Origin of the sequence: Mesorhizobium sp. B2-3-14, from assembly GCF_006442175.1 — a bacterium.
Classification (GTDB): domain Bacteria; phylum Pseudomonadota; class Alphaproteobacteria; order Rhizobiales; family Rhizobiaceae; genus Mesorhizobium; species Mesorhizobium australicum.
In genome coordinates, this window is sequence record NZ_VFVP01000004.1 from 338,697 (window position 1) to 355,846 (window position 17,150).

General features: G+C 63.6%; 15 protein-coding genes. 5 read left to right on the forward strand and 10 right to left on the reverse strand.

Annotated elements, in window-relative coordinates:
• Positions 1–6: 6 nt before the first annotated feature.
• Positions 7–435 (reverse strand): MarR family winged helix-turn-helix transcriptional regulator, encoded by a 429-nt coding sequence (locus FJ950_RS13390; RefSeq protein ID WP_140617113.1) that lies wholly within the window; start codon positions 433–435, stop codon positions 7–9.
• Positions 436–580: 145 nt separating this feature from the next.
• Here FJ950_RS13390 and FJ950_RS13395 point away from each other — a divergent pair, with 145 nt between their 5' ends.
• Positions 581–988, forward strand: a complete 408-nt coding sequence (locus tag FJ950_RS13395) for a hypothetical protein (RefSeq protein ID WP_140617114.1) — start codon at positions 581–583, stop codon at positions 986–988.
• 100 nt (positions 989–1,088) lie between these two features.
• On the opposite strand, the gene FJ950_RS13400 is transcribed toward FJ950_RS13395, so the two are convergent.
• The gene (locus FJ950_RS13400) at positions 1,089–3,134 is read right to left on the reverse strand and encodes an NADH:flavin oxidoreductase (protein ID WP_140617115.1); all 2,046 of its coding nucleotides are present in this window, start codon (positions 3,132–3,134) and stop codon (positions 1,089–1,091) included.
• Between the two features lie 57 nt (positions 3,135–3,191).
• On the opposite strand from FJ950_RS13400, the gene queF reads away from it, so the two are divergent.
• Positions 3,192–3,653, forward strand: coding sequence for a preQ(1) synthase (gene queF / locus FJ950_RS13405; protein WP_015318332.1), 462 nt, complete (start codon positions 3,192–3,194; stop codon positions 3,651–3,653).
• An 8-nt stretch (positions 3,654–3,661) separates the two neighbouring features.
• Here queF and FJ950_RS13410 read toward each other — a convergent pair whose 3' ends face one another.
• From FJ950_RS13410 to FJ950_RS13435, 6 genes are all read right to left on the reverse strand, one after another.
• Positions 3,662–4,270 (reverse strand): hypothetical protein, encoded by a 609-nt coding sequence (locus tag FJ950_RS13410; RefSeq protein WP_140617116.1) that lies wholly within the window; start codon positions 4,268–4,270, stop codon positions 3,662–3,664.
• 4 nt (positions 4,271–4,274) lie between these two features.
• Complete coding sequence (locus tag FJ950_RS13415; protein ID WP_015318334.1) at positions 4,275–4,751, reverse strand: DUF3828 domain-containing protein; 477 nt, start codon at positions 4,749–4,751, stop codon at positions 4,275–4,277.
• A gap of 127 nt (positions 4,752–4,878) precedes the next feature.
• Positions 4,879–5,988 (reverse strand): mandelate racemase/muconate lactonizing enzyme family protein, encoded by a 1,110-nt coding sequence (locus FJ950_RS13420; protein WP_140617117.1) that lies wholly within the window; start codon positions 5,986–5,988, stop codon positions 4,879–4,881.
• 52 nt (positions 5,989–6,040) lie between these two features.
• Positions 6,041–8,023 (reverse strand): FAD-dependent oxidoreductase, encoded by a 1,983-nt coding sequence (locus FJ950_RS13425; RefSeq protein ID WP_140617118.1) that lies wholly within the window; start codon positions 8,021–8,023, stop codon positions 6,041–6,043.
• A 74-nt stretch (positions 8,024–8,097) separates the two neighbouring features.
• Positions 8,098–9,747, reverse strand: coding sequence for an ABC transporter substrate-binding protein (locus tag FJ950_RS13430; RefSeq protein WP_140617119.1), 1,650 nt, complete (start codon positions 9,745–9,747; stop codon positions 8,098–8,100).
• Between the two features lie 44 nt (positions 9,748–9,791).
• Positions 9,792–11,342, reverse strand: coding sequence for a trimethylamine methyltransferase family protein (locus FJ950_RS13435; protein WP_140617120.1), 1,551 nt, complete (start codon positions 11,340–11,342; stop codon positions 9,792–9,794).
• Between the two features lie 92 nt (positions 11,343–11,434).
• On the opposite strand from FJ950_RS13435, the gene FJ950_RS13440 reads away from it, so the two are divergent.
• A complete protein-coding gene (locus FJ950_RS13440; protein ID WP_015318339.1) occupies positions 11,435–12,337 on the forward strand; it encodes a LysR substrate-binding domain-containing protein in 903 nt (300 codons plus the stop codon).
• 43 nt (positions 12,338–12,380) lie between these two features.
• Complete coding sequence (gene mutL, locus FJ950_RS13445) at positions 12,381–14,270, forward strand: DNA mismatch repair endonuclease MutL (protein ID WP_140617121.1); 1,890 nt, start codon at positions 12,381–12,383, stop codon at positions 14,268–14,270.
• A 23-nt stretch (positions 14,271–14,293) separates the two neighbouring features.
• Here mutL and FJ950_RS13450 read toward each other — a convergent pair whose 3' ends face one another.
• On the reverse strand, positions 14,294–15,055 hold the full coding sequence (locus tag FJ950_RS13450; protein ID WP_140617122.1) for a hypothetical protein: 762 nt from the start codon (positions 15,053–15,055) through the stop codon (positions 14,294–14,296).
• A 133-nt stretch (positions 15,056–15,188) separates the two neighbouring features.
• Entirely contained in the window at positions 15,189–16,082 is an 894-nt protein-coding gene (locus tag FJ950_RS13455; protein ID WP_140617123.1) for a DMT family transporter, read from the reverse strand.
• 90 nt (positions 16,083–16,172) lie between these two features.
• Between FJ950_RS13455 and FJ950_RS13460 the strand changes: the two genes are divergently transcribed.
• Positions 16,173–17,099 carry a LysR substrate-binding domain-containing protein gene (locus tag FJ950_RS13460; protein WP_083883064.1) on the forward strand — a complete coding sequence of 309 codons (927 nt, stop codon included), beginning with the start codon at positions 16,173–16,175 and terminating at the stop codon, positions 17,097–17,099.
• Positions 17,100–17,150 lie beyond the last annotated feature (51 nt).

Here is a 17,150-nt window from a genome sequence, read left to right on the forward strand (position 1 = left end):
GCATTCCTAGCTCTCTACGTTCTTCCGCAACGCCGCAAGCACCTGCGCAAATTCCGCCAGACGCTCGTCTGGCAGCCCTTTGCGAAGCCGCTTGTCGAAGACGAGTGCCGCTTGCCGCAACGTCTCGAACAGCGCTTCTCCCGTCTCCGTCAATTCGACCAGGTGAACCCGGCGGTTAACGGGATCGCGCCGCCGCGTCAGCAGGCCCTGCGCTTCCATCGCGTTGAGATGATGGGTCAGCGTCGCGCCCTGGATGCCGATCATGCCGGCGAGTTCGCGCTGATTGGCAAGCTCGCTCGACTTGACAGACAGCAGCGTGAGCCAGACCGGCAATGTGCCGCCTGCTTCAACCAAGGCAGCGTCGAAGGCCTGGGCGACAAGCTTGGCGGTTCGGCCGAGATTCATGCCGACCGGCGGGCGGTCAAATGGTGTCATGATCTGACAGTAGAGCAAGCAGTGGGAATGTGAAACTTGGCTTCATGGTTGACATCTAACCGTTAGATATCTAATTTTGCCTTATTGATGGCATCGCAGCATGGTTGCGGCGCGTAGGCGGTGGGCGAATGAGAGGAATGCGGTCATGCAATATGTTTATATCGCCGTCATCGGCCTGCACGTCATGGCCGGCGTCTTCTGGGCCGGCACGACCATCGCGGTTGGCCGCGATCCGGACATCCGGGCAGAGCGGTTCTTCCGGCCGCAAATGGGCGCGGCCGGTTTGGCTTTCCTGACCGGTTTGCTGCTCTGGTATTTCTTTCATGAGGGTGCTTTTGGCTCGATGGAAAAGGTACTGGCGCTCGGCATTTTGACGGCGCTGATCGCCGCCGGCGTGCAAGGCGCGCTTGTGGGCTCCGCCAGCAGGCAGCTTGCCGGCGCCGATGCCGCGACCCAAACGGCGCTGCGCGCGAAAATGACCAGGGGCGAACGCATCGCCGGCGGGCTGCTGGTCATCACCGTGCTTTGCATGGCGACCGCCAAGATGTTTTAGAATCGCACGGCCGGTGAAAGCCGATCATGCGCGGCGCGCAACGGACCAGAGCGGCAGGTGGCTCTCCTTGCAAAGGCCGTTGCGCGCCACCTGATCGTGATCAAATCCTGATCCCGAACCTGATCCCGTCATAGATGGCGGCGTGGATGTTGCGCGAGGCAACCGCGTCGCCGATGCGCAAGAGCACGAAGCCGCCATCCGCGTTGCGCTTGGGAAAAATGTCGCCGCCGTTGACCAGACGCTCATAGTCAACCGCACCACCGTTCTTCGACAGCGGTTTCAGCGAAAGATACAGATCGTCGAGCGGCGCCGTGCCGTGCTCGACCACCACCTGGTCGACCCTGCGCTCTCCGCGCCAGCCATCGGCGAAATCCGAAGCGAGTTCCGCGATCAGTTGATTGCCCTCGCGCCGCACCGAGCGCAGGCGGGTATTGATGGTGACGGTGACGCCCTTTTCCTGGAAGGCCCTGACATAGGGTACGTGGTTCATGCCGCCCATTTCGGGGGCGAAGAAGCGTTCCGGCGAAACCAGTTCCAGCTTCGAGCCGCTGTTGGCAATCAGTTCGGCCGCGCCCATGCCCTGATGGCCGCCATTGTCGTCGTAGAGCAGCACATTTTCGGCCGGCTTGACGCTGCCGGCCATGATGTCCCAACTCGAGGTGACGAGATTGTCGCCGGAGGCCAGCGGCGGGTTCTGCGGCAGGCCACCGGTGGCGATCACCACGACGTCGGGCGCCAGCGCCAGAACATCGTCCTGTTCCGCCCAGGTGTCATAGCGGATCTCGACGCCGAGCCGGTCGAGTTCGGCCAGCCGCCAGTCGATGATGCCGATCAATTCCTTGCGGCGCGGGTTCTGGGTCGCCAGACGCACCTGGCCGCCCGCTTGTGAGGATGCCTCGAGGATCGTGACTTGATGACCGCGCTCGGCTGCGACGCGCGCCGCCTCCAGCCCACCAGCGCCGGCGCCGACGACCACCACTTTCCGCTTAGGGCCTTCCGTCTTGACAATGACGTGCGGGATATCCGCCTCGCGGCCGGTCGCCGCATTGTGAACGCATAGCGCCTCGCCGCCTTCATAGATGCGGTCGAGACAATAGGTAGCGCCGACACAGGGACGTATCTCGTGCTCGCGGCCCTCCATCACCTTCTTGATGATGTGCGGATCCGCGATATGGGCGCGTGTCATGCCGACCATGTCGAGCTTGCCGGTGGCGATCGCATGGCGCGCGGTGGCGACATCGGAAATGCGCGCCGCGTGGAAGGTCGGGAATTTCGTCGCCGCCCTCACCTCGCCGGCAAAATCGAGATGCGGCGAAGACCGCATGCCGGTCACCGGAATGACCTTGGTGAGCGCCGCGTCGGTCTCGATCGAGCCCCGGATGATGTTGAGGAAATCGAGCTTGCCGGAGTCGGCCAGCCGCCTGGCGATCTCGACGCCCTCCTCCTTCGACAGGCCTTTGTCGAAATCCTCGTCGGCGACCATGCGGATGCCGACGACGAATTTCTCGCCGACCGCCGCCCGCACCGCATCGAGCACCATGTTGGTGAAGCGCAGGCGGTTGTCGAGCGAACCGCCATACTCGTCATCGCGATGATTGGTGGCAGGCGACCAGAAGCCGTCCATCAGATGGCCGTAGGATTCGAACTCGATGCCGTCGAGCCCCGCCGCCTGGCAGCGCTGGGCGGCCGACGCATAGTCGGCGACGATGCGCTCGATGTCCCAGTCCTCGATGGTCTTGGGGAAAGCGCGATGCGCCGGCTCGCGCACCGGCGAAGCCGAGAGCACCGGCAGCCAGTCGGCCTTGTTCCAACCCGTGCGGCGGCCAAGATGGGTGATCTGGATCATCACCTTGCAGTCATGCTCATGGCAGGCATCGGTGAGTTCGGCCAACCACGGCACGATGCGGTCGTCATAGACGTGCAGATTGCCGAAGGCAGCCGGGCTGTCGCGCGAAACGATCGCCGAGCCGGCGGTCATGGTCAGCGCCATGCCGCCCTTGGCCTTTTCGGCATGGTAGAGCCGGTAGCGCTCCTTCGGCATGCCGTCCTCCGAGTAAGCCGGCTCGTGGCTGGTCGACATCACCCGGTTCTTCAGCGTCAAATGCTTGAGCTGGTAGGGTTGGAGAAGCGGGTCGTTGCTGGTCATCGTCTTCCTGCCGTTTTAATTTGTGCTAATGAGCGGCAAATCCAAGGGAAACCGCATATGATCGATACCAAAAATCTCACCCAGCTCGGCACGCACGTCGAGACGCCACAGAGCCCCGAAGCCGCGGTCCTGGAAACCGTGCCGTTTTCGCGCGGCGACGGGCCGCCGGCGATCGTCCGCTTTACCTGCCCGGAATTCACCTCGCTCTGCCCAGTGACCGGACAGCCGGATTTCGCCCACATCGTCATCGACTACGCACCCGATGCCGCCCTGGTGGAATCGAAGTCGCTCAAGCTGTTCATGACCTCGTTTCGCAACCATGGCGCCTTCCATGAAGACTGCACGGTGATGATCGGACGCCGCATCGTGGCCGCGACCAAGCCGCTCTGGTTGCGCATAGGCGGCTATTGGTATCCGCGCGGCGGCATTCCGATCGATGTGTTCTGGCAGACCGGCGCTCCGCCCGAAGGCGCCTGGCTGCCGGATACCGGCGTCACCCCCTATCGCGGGCGCGGCTAGTTCGGCCATCATTCGCACTGGTACTGGCTGAGCGCCCATTCGCCGGTCACCGACAAAAGGTCCGCTATCTTCCATTCGCCATCGACCTTCTTGAACTTCCATTCGAGGCGGTGCGGGTTACCGGCGACGACGAAGGCGACGATCACCTTGGCCTGGTCGCCATTGATCGCTTCGAGCGTCTTCAGGCTCTTGTCGATCTCGGCCTTGTCGTAGTCCGCATTGTCGAGCGCCATGTTGGGGTCCAGGCACTCGCCCTGCCCCGATTTGCGCAAGGCATCGCTCTTGTCGAGCACGGCTTTCGCCGGATCGATGAAATGGCCGCGCTGAGCAGGATCGACCTCCAGGCCGACCTGATCGTAGAACGGCCGCACCACCGCGGTCGGCGACCCCGGCTGGATTGGAGCGGCAGGCTCGCTTGGCGGCGATGCGACGGGTGGGGTCGGCGGCTCCGCGGCGCCGCCAGGCGGGGTTGCCGGCGGCGTCACGCTGTCATCGGGCGCGGTCCCGGCCGGAGCTTTTGCCGGCGGCGCGCCCAACAGCCCCTGAGCGGCCGCGCCGTTCAAGTCCGCCGCCAGCAGGCACACGGCCGAGAACAAAAGAAGCGTGCGACCGGCCATCGCATCACTCCGGATCTTGGCCCGCCATGCATTCGAGCTGGCTCAGCGTCCAGTCGCTGGTCTTCGATGCAATGTCCGATATCTTCCACTTGCCGTCGACCTTCTTCAGCGACCAGTGCATTTCGCGCTGCGAATCGTCTCCTTCCGGAAAAAGACTGAAACTCGCCACCACCTGCGCCGTATCGCCCTCCACCGTCTCGGACAGCTTCAGTGTCTTGGAAAGGGCCTTCTGGTCGAAATCCTGCGCGTCGAGGCCGGGGTCGAAGTCGATACAGGCGACCTGGTCCGGATTCTTCTTGGTGGCCTGGTCGTTGAGGTCGAACAGTTTCGTCACCGGCTCGGTGAAGCGATCGCGGTATTGCGCGTCGGCCTCGAACTTGACCTGCGGGACATAGAAGAACTTCACGGCGTCGGACGCCGGGCCGGCCAATGCCGCGGCTGGTGCGGCAATCGACAGGATGGCAGCGAGCAGCAGTTTCATGGATTTCCCCGAATGTTTGACTGCGGAAGGCAATCAATACCACGCATCGTGCATATCGGCTTTTTTGCGGCTCATGAAGCCTCCTCCGGGCGGCGCGTCTGCTTGCATAGATCAAATCCAACGATCCTTAGTTTCCGAAAGTGGCGATCGGCGCGTTGAGTTGGGAGCGCTCAGGCTTGACACCGAGCCCTGGGATCTGCGGGACGCGTATATGCCCGTTCTCGATCACGATCGGGTTTGCGGGATCAGTATGCCCTTCGATGTACTCCTGCGCGATCCAGGCTCCCTCAAAACGTCTCGGCTCGACGGTAGCGGCGAGGTGGACGCATGCCGCGGCGATGACGTCTCCGCCCCAGGCATCGTCGCAGCTGTGCGGAAGAGATCGTATCGCACACAGGTCGCGGACCGTGGCCATCTTGGTCAGACCACCAAGACGGGTGACCTTCAATCCGAATCCGTCGGCGATACCTGACGAAACTGCCCGAAGCACGGCATTCAAATCCTCGGTACTCTCATCGAGATAGATCGGATGCGTAACGCGCCCTTTGAGACCAGCGACTTCCTCCATGGTGTTGCAAGGCTGTTCGAACACGAACGGGATTGCCTGGCAAAGCCGATCGATGTGCAGCGCCGCGGCAGCGGTCAGGCCGCGATTGGCGTCGACGGCTATGCGGGCCCTGAAGCCAACCGCCTCCCATACTTTGTGCACAGTGGCGACGTCTTGTTCGAGATCCCGCCCGCCGATCTTGATCTGAAGCCGTGGATATCCGGCATTGACCTTGTCGGCGGCAATACGCGCGGTCTCGTCCGGAGCACCGACGGTCGTCGAGTAGTATGACGGCACGCGACCGGTGAGCGCACCACCGAGAAGTGTTGAAACAGGGACGCCCAGCCACTGGCCGGCGAGGTCGAGGAGAGCTATGTCCAAGGCCGCCTTGGCATAGTTGTGACCGTTCAGCCGTTCGTCCATTCGTTTGGCGAGGCGGCGCATGGACGCTGTGTTCTCGCCGATAAGTCCCGGCGCTATTTCAGCAATTGCCGCTCTCGCGCCCAGAGCATGCTGGGGTTGATAAACAGGGCCGATCGGGCAAGTCTCACCCCAGCCTGACAGTCCATCCTCGGTGGTGACTTCAACCAGCGTGCTGTCCAAATTCTGCACGGTGTCGCTGGCCATCCGGTAGGCACCGCCTTTAACGGGCAGAAGCACCTGATAGACTTTGATTGACCTGATACGCATTCAGACATCAGCCCCGTTCATGCCTTGCCTGGCATGGCGCCTTTCGCGATGGTCAAAGACCAAGCGCCACCTTGCGCCCGTCATGAATGGCAAATGCCGCCTGTCTGGAGGCGGTACAGTCGCCGATGGAGGTATGCGCAATTCCGCGCCTTTCGAGCTCGATGGACAGGCTGTCCTGCGCCATGCTGGTGGCGGCGAATACCAAAGCGTCGGCCTCGACCTGCTGCTCGGTCCCGTCGAGCAGCGAAGCGATCCTGGCCACCCTGCCGTCCCAATGAACGACGGCGCTCTCGGTCACAAACCGCACCTTCAGCTTGGCGAGTGCCCGTCGCAGCGGCGCATCGACGGCCATTCGCTGAAGCTCTTTGCCGACCAGGGCGTCCGGTGTCACAAGCGTTACGTTGTGACCATCCTCGGCGAGTTTCCAGGCGGTGCCGCAGCCCTTCCAGTTGCCGCCATCGTCCAGCAAGAGAACATTTTTTCCCGGCCTCGCCTCGCGCGCCATCACCGCTTCGGCCGAGAGCACCGGACCGTCGCCCGGAATGCTCTCCCAATGCGGCAAGGCCCGCTGGAAAGCGCCGTCCGGCGGCATCGAGCCGGTCGCGACGATGACGTGATCGGCGCCCTCGCGCTCGACATCGTCGGCTTCGACATACTGCCCGTAGCGGATGTCGACCTGGAGCTGGCCGAGCTGGCGCTCATACCAGTCGATCAGGTCCAGAATCTGGGCACGGCGCGGCTGCAGCCCGGCAAGACGGAACTGCCCCCCAAGGCGGTCGGATGCCTCGGCCAGCGTGACGCGATGGCCGCGCTCGGCCGCGGCGCGCGCCGCTTCGAGACCGGCCGGGCCGCCACCGACGACCAGTACGCGCTTCGGCTGGCTGGCCGGAGCAAAGCGGTCGCCGCCCCACTCCCATTCCCGCCCCGCGGAAGGATTGATGACGCAGCTGATCCAGTAGTCACGGCTGCGCCGGCCCCAGCACATCTGGTTGCAGGACAGGCAGCCGCGAATGTCCTGCGGCCGGCCGGCGGCAGCCTTTGCAGCCAGATGCGGATCGGCGATCTGCCCACGCACGATGGAAACGAGATCGGCACGGCCTTCGCTCAGCACGCTCTCGGCGTTCTCGGGCGTGCGGATATGGCTCTCGGCGGTGATCAACGCGTGACGCACGGTGGATTTGAGCACGGACGCCAGGTCGGCACCGAGCTTCTCCGGGTAAACAAAGGTCGGCATGATCTTGTAGAAATCGAAGTAGGAACCCGTTCCGCAAGTGACATAGTCCATCAAGGCATCGCGGTCGTGGAGGTCGATGATCTCGGCCAGCGCTTCGCGCTTCAGCGCCACTTCGACTTCGGGCTCATCATTGATCGCGAGACCGATGATAAAATCATCGCCGCATTCCCGGCGAATCCTGGTCATCACCTCACGGCTCATGCGGGTGCGGTTTTCGAGGCTGCCGCCCCATCGGTCGTCCCGGCGGTTCGACCAAGGTGTCCAGAACTGGTCCAGCATCGAATGGTACGCCGCCCAGACCTCGACGCCGTCGAAGCCGGCCTGGTGGCAACGGCGCGCGGCCTGGACGAAGCCGTCGATCGTTTCTTCGATCTCGGCTTCGGACATCCGATGCGAGCCGTCGGAATCGTGGTAGCTCGGCAGGCCGGAAGGCGACCAACCGGGGTGAAACGAGTTGTCCGCGTCCGCGTGCTGACCGACATGGTAGAGCTGCTGGATGGCGACGGCGCCGTTGCCGCGGATCGCCTCCGTCACCTTGCGGAAATGCGGGATGACGCGGTCATCGGACGGGCTGAAATTGCCACGGGTAAGCACGGCGGCCTGATGCACGGGCATCGGCTCGACCACGATCATGCTGGCGCCGCCGATGGCGCGTTCGGCGTAGTAGCCGACATGGCGTTCGGTCGGCAGCCCGTTCTCGGCCATATTAGCCGTATGGGCTCCAAACACGATCCTGTTGCGCAATGTTTTGCCACGCAAGGTGGCCGGCTCGAACAAACGTTTGAAGATCCGGCCGGACATGCAAATTCTCTCCCCATCGGCGACATTGCGCCGGCACACGGGGGCGCCGGCGCGGTGTGGCTGAACTTCCGGCGTCAGGCGTCCAGCCAGACGTTCTGGAGATCCATTTCGAAGGTCTGGTGGACGCCGTAGTTCTTCACCTTCTTGTTCGTGTGGCTGTAGAGCTTCTGCCAGAACGGCTGGATGATGACGCCGGAGTCCTGCAGGATCTGCTCGACATCCTTCATCACCTCCTTGCGCTTGGCGACGTCGATCAGCGAGAGCGCCTGCTTGAGCTTGGCGTCGAAATCGGGATTGGAATAGGCCGATTCGTTCCACGCCTCGCCGGTGCGATAACCCAGCGCCAGCACCTGGACACCGAGCGGGCGCATGTACCAGATGGTCATCGAATAGGGATATTTCGTCCAGTCGTTCCAGAAGGTCGAGCCCGGCAGCACCGTGCGCTTGACCTTGATGCCGGCGTCACGCAGCTGGCCGGCGATCGCGTCGCCGGTGTTCTTCTGCCAGTCGTCCTCGATGGTGATCAGCTCGTGCTCGAAGTCGGCCTGACCGGCGTCCGCCATCAGCTTCTTGGCGCCGGCGGCGTCGCGCTCTTTCTTGGGCAGGGCATAGTATTCCGGATGGATCGGACTGACATGGTGGTTCTCGCCGACCGTGCCGCGGCCGTTGTAGCCGAGCTGCAGCACCGCGTTGTTGTCGACCGCCATCTGCAGCGCATTGCGAACGCGCTGATCGTCGTAGGGCTTGTGCGTGATGTTGGTGCGGGCAACCAGCGTGGTGGCGGTCGCGACCTCCGACTTCTGCAGCCCCATCTTGTCGAGAATGTCGATGAAGTCGGCGGGCGACTCGAAGTTGAGGTCGATCTCACCGGAATCGAATGCGTTCACCGTGGCGTTGAAATCGGTGCCGTAGTCGATGAATTCGATACCGTCGAGTGGCGCCTCGCCGCCCCACCATTTGCCGTTCTCGCGGCGCTTGACCACCGCCTTCTGGCCGACGTCGTAAGAAACCAACTCAAACGCTCCCGTGCCGATCGGCTTCTTGATCGGGTCGGCGCCATCGGCGTCGAAATTGCGGTGCACGATGAGCGCCGGATAATCGGTGAAATTGGGAATAAGCGAAATATCGGGCTCGCTGAGCTTCAGCTTGACCGTGTTGTCGTCGACCTTGGTGATGGCGCCGTCCCTGGCCTTGCCGGTCTTGGCATCGATCAGCGCACCGACGCGGGCCGCCATCGAGTTGCCGGCGACGCCCTTCTCGCACCAGCGCGTCACATTGTGCACCACGTCATCGGCGCTGAAGGCATCGCCATTGTTCCAGGTGACGCCCTTGCGCACATGCAGCGTGTATTCGGTGGCGTCGTCGTTGATGTCCCAGCTTTCGAGCAGCACCGGCTCGAAGGTGAATTGCCTGGTGTAGCGCACCAGCGGCTCCAGCCAGCAACGCGAGATATTGGCCAGTTCCACCCAATCGTAAGTGCGCGGATCCTTCTGCGCTTTCACCGCCATCGAGACGTGCAGCGTCCCGCCCTTCTTCGGTTCCTCGGCCACAGCTTGCGTCGGCGCGGCGAGGCCGATCATGCCATAGGCAAATGCCGTCGACGCACCAAGCGCGCTAGCCAGCGCCAGGAACTCGCGCCGGTCCATGCGACCCGCCTTCGCTTCCGCCGCCATCGCTTCGATAGCGGGCGGCACACGATCGCCGTTGCTTCTGAAAATCGTCATGTCATTCTCCCCTTGTTGTTCCCGTGAGGTCTTTGCCTGCTTTTTCAACTAACGCTGTCAGGCAGTTTTTCCTCGCGCCGCGCGATCAAATCCTTGAGACCGTCGGCAATGCCCTCGTCGAGTTTCGGCTCCTCATAGTCGGCAAGCATGTTGCGCGCCTTCTCGCGGCCGCGCGTGTCGTGGTCCTTCGCCCCTTCCGCCTTCCATTGTTCGTAGGAGTTGAAGTCCATGATGCTCGGCATGAAGAAAGCCTTCTCGAAATGCTCGAGCGTGTGCTGGGTGCCGAGGAAATGGCCCTGCGGCCCGACCTCGCGGATCGCTGCCATCGCTTCCTTGAAATCGTCGAAAGGCAGGCCGCCGGCATATTTGTACCAGCCGACAAGCTGTTCGCAGTCGGTGGCGAATTTCGAGTAACCGCAAGTGAGACCCGCTTCCAGCCATCCGGCCGAATGCCAGATGTAGTTGGCGCCGGCGAGGATGGCTGCATGCATCAGCATGTTCGCCTCATAGCCAGCCTGGGCATCGTTGAGCTTCGAGCCGACATGAAAGCCCGATGTGCGCCACGGCAGTTTGTATTTCCGCGCCAGCGCACCCATCAGATACATCATCTGGGCGGCCTCCGGCGTGCCGCCCATGGGAGCGCCGGTCTTCATGTCGACCGTGACCATGAACTGGCCGTAGATCTGGGGCGAACCGGGACGGATGAGCTGGGTCAGGGCCACGCCCGCGAGCGCCTCGGCATTGACCTGCGCCACCGCGCCGACGGCCGACGCCGCGGTCGAGGCGCCGCAGAGCGCGAACGGCGCCAGGATCAGCGGCTGATTGTGGCTTGCATAGACCCGCATCGCATCGATCATGGTGGCGTCCCAGACCAGCGGCGAATTGCAGTTGGTGATCGCCACCAGCACCGGGTTTTCGCGGACGAACTCCTCGCCGAAGACGATTGCAGCCATCGCCATCGTGTCCTCGGCGCGCTCCTTGGACGTCACGATGCCCATGAACGGCTTGTCGGAATGTTTCAGCGCCGAATGGATGATGTGCAGATGCCGCTTCGGCACGGCGATTTCCATCGGCTCGCAGATGACCGAACTCGAGGAATGCAGCGCCGGCGCCATGTAGGCGAGCTTGTGGAAATTGTTGAGGTCGGCAAGCGTGCCGTAGCGCCTGTTGTTGTCGAGGTCGCGTATGTAGGGCGCGCCATACATCGGCACGAAGATCGAGTTCTTGCCGCCAACGCGGACCGTGCGCTCGGGATTGCGCGCATGGAGCGTGAATTCGGATGGGATTTTCGAGACGAGCTCCATCAGCAGCGCGCGGTCGATACGCACGCGCGTTTCCCTGACATCGGCCCCAGCCGCCTTCCAGAGCTCGATGGCTCCGTCGTCGCGGAATTCGCAGCCCACTTCTTCGAGTATCTTGAGCGACTCCTCGTGGATCAGTTCCACCGCCTCATCGGGAACGATCTCATAGACCGGGATCTGGCGCACCAGGGTCGGGAACGAGGCAATCGGCGCGCTCCTCATCGCCTTGCGCCCGAGACGGCCACCACCACGGCGATGGGTTTGCTCGGTCAATTCAGTGGCCGGTGCGTTCATGGAGCCTCCATCCCTTCGATCCCGGTCAACTTAGCGAGGTGAAATTCGACTGTGACGCTGGAAAATCCTGATCTCTTGTATAAGCTGAGCTTATGCGAAGCCTTCGCCACCTCCTGCCCTCCGCCGGCAGCCTGATCGTCTTCGAGGCGGCCGGCCGGTTGTCGAGTTTCACCGCCGCCGGGCGCGAGCTCGGCATGACGCAGGCCGCAGTTTCCTATGCCGTGCGTGGGTTGGAGGAACAGCTTGGCGCCACGCTGTTCCAGCGCCGCCACCGCCAGGTCAGCCTGACCGAGGCCGGCGAGCGCTTCCATGCCGACGTCTCGCTCGGCCTTTCCCACATCCGCAAGTCGGCGGAGGACCTGCGTCTGCAGGCGACTGGCGGCCATGTGACGCTCGCCGCCTCGACGGCCTTCGGCTCGTTCTGGATGATGCCGCGCCTGCAGCGATTCCGCGATGAATTGCCGGGCATTGACCTGCGCATCCAGACCGGCGACCGAGATCTCGACATCATCGCGGAAGGCATTCCGCTTGCCGTGCGCGGAGGCGTGCCACGCGACTGGCCGGACTACCACTCGCTAGCGCTCTCCGACGAAGAGATCTTTCCGGTCGCGGGTCCCAGTTATCTGACGAAATTCGGCCGGCCCGAGACCGTCGAGCAACTGGCGACACACCGCCTCATTCATCTGGAAGAGCCCTATCGCGAGGCCCCGAACTGGGACGAATGGTTCCAATCGGCCGGAGCCAGTCTCCGCAATGCGGAGCGTGGCTTGCGCATCAATGACTATGCGATTGTGATCCAGGCGGTCATGGAGGGGCAAGGCATCGCGCTCGGCTGGCGCCACCTTGTCGAGCGGCTGCTGTCGACCGGGCTGCTGGTGCCGGTGACGGACCACATCATGAAGACGGGCACCGCGTTCTACGTCATCTGGCCGAAGAACCGCGAGCTCAGCGACAATGCGCGCAAGGTCAGGGATTGGCTGCTGGCGCAGGCGTAAAGTGGCCTCGCGCGCGCCCACCGAATCCGTGTAAGATCAGAGCATGCCCATCCGCCAGCTTTCCGAAACGATGATCAACCAGATCGCCGCCGGCGAAGTCATCGAGCGTCCGGCGAGCGTGGTCAAGGAACTGGTCGAGAATGCGCTCGATGCCGGGGCCAGCAAGGTAGAAGTCGTCACATCGGGCGGCGGGCTGAACCTGATCCGCGTCACCGATGACGGCTTTGGCATTCCTGAACGGGAACTGGCGCTGGCCATTGCACGCCACTGCACCTCCAAGCTCACCGAGGATATCAACGACATTCGTTCGCTCGGCTTTCGCGGCGAAGCGCTGCCATCGATCGGCTCGGTGTCGCGGCTGTCGATCCGCTCGCGCACGGCCTCTAGCGACAGCGCCGCAGAGATCGGCATCGAGGGCGGCCGCGTCCTGCCAATCAAGCCGGCGGCGGCCAATCGCGGCACGACCGTCGAGGTGCGCGACCTGTTCTTCGCCACGCCGGCGCGGCTGAAATTCATGAAGGGCGAACGCGCCGAAAGCTCGGCGATCAGCGATGTGGTCAAGCGCATCGCCATCGCCTTCCCCATGGTGCGTTTCACGCTGGCCGGTTCCGACCGCACGACGCTGGAACTGCCGGCCACCGACGACAGCGCGGACGGCAGCCTGCGCCGGGTCGCGCAGGTGATGGGCGCCGACTTTCCCGACAATTCCATTGCCATCGATGCGATGCGCGAAGGCGTGCACCTGACCGGCCATGTGTCGATCCCCTCCTTCACCCGCGCCAACGCATTGCAGCAATATGCCTATGTCAACGGCCGCCCGGTGCGCGACAAGCTGATCGCCGGAGCGATCCGTGGCGCCTTCGCCGACGTCCTGCCGCGCGACCGCCATGCGGTGACGGTACTGTTTCTTTCGCTCGATCCGGCCGTCGTCGACGTCAACGTCCACCCGGCCAAAGCCGATGTCCGCTTCCGCGATCCGGGCCTCGTGCGCGGGTTGATTGTCGGCGCGATCCGGCAAGCGTTGGCCGATGCCGGCATCCGCTCGGCCACCACCGGCGCCGCCGGCATGATGGCAGCGTTCCGGCCGGGCAGCCCGTCCTATGCGCATCCCGGCCCGGCCAATGGCCATCGCAGCTACGACGCGGCCTATCGCGCTTCAGGCGCCGCCGGCTTCGATCCCGCGCGCTCGCCGCAGCGGCCGCTCGACATGCAATTCGACAGCCCGGGCTTTGAACGCACCGGCGCAAGACAGGGCGGATTTGGCGAAAATGAGCAAGCCGCGTTCGATGCCGGCCCGCTTGCCAGCGCCGATGCGCGCGCCGGGCAGAGCGAGGCGGCGGAGACGCTGCTCGGCGCGGTGCTGGGGGCCGCGCGCGCGCAGGTGCATGAGAACTATATCGTCGCCCAGACCAGGCATTCGCTCATCATCGTGGACCAGCACGCGGCCCATGAGCGGCTGGTTTACGAGGCGCTGAAGAACGCGCTGCACGCGCGGCCGGTGCCGTCACAGATGCTGCTTCTGCCCGAGATTGTCGACCTGCCGGAGGAGGACGCCGAGCGGCTGGTCGTGCATTCCGAAACGCTCGCCCGCTTCGGCCTCGGCATCGAGCGTTTCGGACCGGGTGCGGTCGCCGTGCGCGAGACGCCGTCGATGCTCGGTGAGACCAACGTCCAGCAATTGGTCCGCGACCTCGCCGACGAGATTGCCGACAACGACACGGTCGAGACGCTCAAGGAACGGCTGGACAAGATCGCCGCCACCATGGCCTGCCATGGCTCGGTGCGCTCCGGGCGGCTGCTCAAGGCCGAGGAGATGAACGCTCTGCTGCGCCAGATGGAAGCGACGCCGGGCTCAGGCACCTGCAATCATGGCCGCCCGACCTATATCGAGCTGAAGCTGGCCGACATCGAGCGGCTGTTCGGACGGCGGTGAAACGGCTGCCCGGCGGCCAGCCCTCACTTCCTCCGCTGATATTTCCTTGTCCGTGAATTGAAGACGTAATCGACCGCGGTTCCGGCGCCACCGCCTCGAAAATTCACGGAAATGACGTCCTTGCCTCGCTCCACCCATTTCTCGACGTTCATATAGATGGTCGTCATCAGCATGCCGGCACTGCACGCGTCGTCATCGGCGAAAGTAATTTCCTGGACAACCTTGCGGCTGCTCTTTTTGATGACACGCATTTTTTCCATGCAAAGGCCGGCGCTGGTATTCGTGTAAATTCCCGAAAACCTGTCGGTGGCTGTCTGCGCCCAGAAGGAAATCTCGACGGTGCCGTCGATCTTCGCCTCGCCGGTGTCATCCAGGCTCGCTATTTTCTTGAGGGTGACGGGATATCTATCCGTGCCCTTGCTCCAGCTTCCGGTCACAGCGTTTCCATTGAGGTCGAGGGAGAATGGGCAGCTTGTGGTATCGACAGCGGGTCTCGGCCCCTGCACAATTATCCGATAGAATTCCTTGTCGTCTGAAATCTCGCAAAGCACGAACTTGGTGCCGGTGACCGTGCCATACAGCGCAATCGGGCTCTGCTTCGCGTCGTAGAAGTAGCTTCCATCGACCTTTGGCGCGCTGCCTAAGCTATCATATGTCTGTATGGAGAAATGGATGGGAGACGGCCCGAGGAAACCCTCGTAGTTTTCCACGTGGTACCAACCCGCAACGGCTTTCGCGTTAAGCAGCAACAAGCAAACGACCGTCGAGATAAAACGTCTTCCCATCCCGACCTCACAGCGCCCGCGACGACCATCCGCCAAGACTGCGTGACAGTTGCCTCGCCTTGCGGCAGCCGTCAACTGGCGATGAAATCGGTGGTTCCCGACAGGAGTCAGGGAAAGATCGCAAGCTTTTGAATCAGCGTTTCAAATTCACCACGATGACACCGCCGAGCGCCAGCGCGCCGCCGAGGATGCCGAGCAGCGTCGGCACCTCGCCCAGCCAGAAGAAGCCGATCAGGGCCGACATCGGCGAGACCAGATAGAGGAAGTTCGAGGCACGCGCCGCCGGCAGGCGCGACAGCGCGGTTGCCCACGCCGCATAGGCAATCAGGCTGGGCACGATGCCGAGATAGATGACGGCGCCGAGGCCGGCAGTGTTGGCGACAGCGGCCTGCTGCAGAGCGGTGGGCAGGAAGGGCGCCAGGCAGAGCGCGCCGAGCACCATGTTGGACGCCGCGATCGTTAGCGGATGATGACGGGCAAACAGCGGCTTCTGGACGATGGTGTTGACGGCCGAGCAGAGGGCCGAGCCAAGTACCAGCAGCGCGCCGGCATTGAAATGAAGGCCACGCCCGTCGGCGACGGCGATGATGCCGATGCCGGCGAAGGAGATGACCGTGCCGATCCAGGCCAGGCCGGAGAAGCGCTCGCCGAGCAGCGCCATTGCCATGATGGCGGTAAAGATGGGACTGACATTGATGATGAAGCCCGCCGCTCCGGCCGAGACCGTCAGTTCGCCAAAATTGAGCATCGCCGTGTAGAGCGCGACGAAAATGGCGCCGCCAAAGGCGAAGCGCCAGAGATCGCCAATCCCGGGCAGAGCCGGACGCTTGATGGCAAGGAAGATCGCCGCCGGCACGGCGGCGATGGCAAAGCGCAGGGCGCCAAGCTCCAGCGGCTGAAAGGCGGCGAGCCCGGCCCGGATCGCCGGGAAGGCGGAGGCCCAGCCGATCACCGTCAGCGCCACGGCAATGGCTGCCGTGGTGTCCATCCGCTGTGTCGAATTCAACGTGCCTGTCGTCGTGCTCATCCCAGTGCCTCGGATTCTTCAGGTCTCGGGAGCAGGAAACGCCTTTCCAGGTCAATTGACAAACGACCAAATCGAGGGTCACCTGTGAGCATGGATCACAGCTCGAACAGCATGCTGCCCTTGGAGACGTTGCGCGCTTTCGACGCGGCGGCGCGCACGGGGAGCTTCTCGGCCGCCGCCGAAAAACTCAACCTCACACATGGCGCGGTCAGCCGGCAGGTCGCCAAACTCGAGGACTGGCTTGGCCTGAAGGTTTTCGAGCGCGGCGCGCGCGGCGTGACGCTGACCAACGAAGGCAATCGCCTGCATCTCAGGACCACCGAAGCCTTCGCGCTGATCTCGGTCAATTCCGACCGGTGGGTGGAGCCGCGCGGCACCGCGGTGGTGCGCCTGGCCTCCATTCCTTCGGTGAGCGGCCTGTGGCTGATGCCGCGCATGGCGGCGCTGGAGAACGATCCCACCCGCCTGCGCATCGTGCTCGATGTCGACAACCGCCAGGCCGATCTCGCCGACGAAGGCATCGATCTGTCGGTGCGCTGCGGTCGCGGCCGCATCCCGGGCCGTGTCTCGGTGCAACTGTTCGAAGAATATCTCTTCCCGATCGCCTCGCCGGGCCTCGCACGCGAGATCGGCAGCGGCGATCCAGCCCGGCTGCTCAAATTCCCGCTGATCAACGATTCCGACGCTTCGGGCTGGCGCGCCTGGTTGGCCGCGCAGGACATGGACTACCGGCCGCGCCCGCAAGACCGTCGTTTCGAGGATTACAATCTGGTGCTCGATGCAGCGGCTCATGGCCTCGGCATCGCGCTGGCGCGGCCGCCGCTCACCGAGCACCAGATACAGTCCGGCCGCCTCGTCGCCGTTGACGATCGCACCGTGCTCAATCCCGTTTCCTACTGGCTGGATCGTCCGGTGGGCCGGCCGCGCGCGGCCGCCGCGGATCTCGCCAGGCGCATTGCCGAACAGGCCGGGCTTGCTTCGGCAAGGCTGGAAGCTTTCCTGCAGGATGAGGATTAGGCTCTGACGCATCTCGGAGAATACGTGACGGCCGCTGCTGGAAATCGCGTG

What these genes read in the sequence shown, in the direction of transcription:
- FJ950_RS13415 (WP_015318334.1), bottom strand. Translation starts at nt 4,751, where the DNA reads ATGAAACTGCTGCTCGCTGCCATCCTGTCGATTGCCGCACCAGCCGCG.
- FJ950_RS13400 (WP_140617115.1), bottom strand. Translation starts at nt 3,134, where the DNA reads ATGACCAGCAACGACCCGCTTCTCCAACCCTACCAGCTCAAGCATTTG.
- FJ950_RS13390 (WP_140617113.1), bottom strand. Translation starts at nt 435, where the DNA reads ATGACACCATTTGACCGCCCGCCGGTCGGCATGAATCTCGGCCGAACC.
- FJ950_RS13410 (WP_140617116.1), bottom strand. Translation starts at nt 4,270, where the DNA reads ATGGCCGGTCGCACGCTTCTTTTGTTCTCGGCCGTGTGCCTGCTGGCG.
- FJ950_RS13420 (WP_140617117.1), bottom strand. Translation starts at nt 5,988, where the DNA reads ATGCGTATCAGGTCAATCAAAGTCTATCAGGTGCTTCTGCCCGTTAAA.
- FJ950_RS13440 (WP_015318339.1), top strand. Translation starts at nt 11,435, where the DNA reads ATGCGAAGCCTTCGCCACCTCCTGCCCTCCGCCGGCAGCCTGATCGTC.
- FJ950_RS13460 (WP_083883064.1), top strand. Translation starts at nt 16,173, where the DNA reads ATGGATCACAGCTCGAACAGCATGCTGCCCTTGGAGACGTTGCGCGCT.
- mutL (WP_140617121.1), top strand. Translation starts at nt 12,381, where the DNA reads ATGCCCATCCGCCAGCTTTCCGAAACGATGATCAACCAGATCGCCGCC.
- FJ950_RS13430 (WP_140617119.1), bottom strand. Translation starts at nt 9,747, where the DNA reads ATGACGATTTTCAGAAGCAACGGCGATCGTGTGCCGCCCGCTATCGAA.
- FJ950_RS13395 (WP_140617114.1), top strand. Translation starts at nt 581, where the DNA reads ATGCAATATGTTTATATCGCCGTCATCGGCCTGCACGTCATGGCCGGC.
- queF (WP_015318332.1), top strand. Translation starts at nt 3,192, where the DNA reads ATGATCGATACCAAAAATCTCACCCAGCTCGGCACGCACGTCGAGACG.
- FJ950_RS13435 (WP_140617120.1), bottom strand. Translation starts at nt 11,342, where the DNA reads ATGAACGCACCGGCCACTGAATTGACCGAGCAAACCCATCGCCGTGGT.
- FJ950_RS13425 (WP_140617118.1), bottom strand. Translation starts at nt 8,023, where the DNA reads ATGTCCGGCCGGATCTTCAAACGTTTGTTCGAGCCGGCCACCTTGCGT.
- FJ950_RS13450 (WP_140617122.1), bottom strand. Translation starts at nt 15,055, where the DNA reads ATGGGAAGACGTTTTATCTCGACGGTCGTTTGCTTGTTGCTGCTTAAC.
- FJ950_RS13455 (WP_140617123.1), bottom strand. Translation starts at nt 16,082, where the DNA reads ATGAGCACGACGACAGGCACGTTGAATTCGACACAGCGGATGGACACC.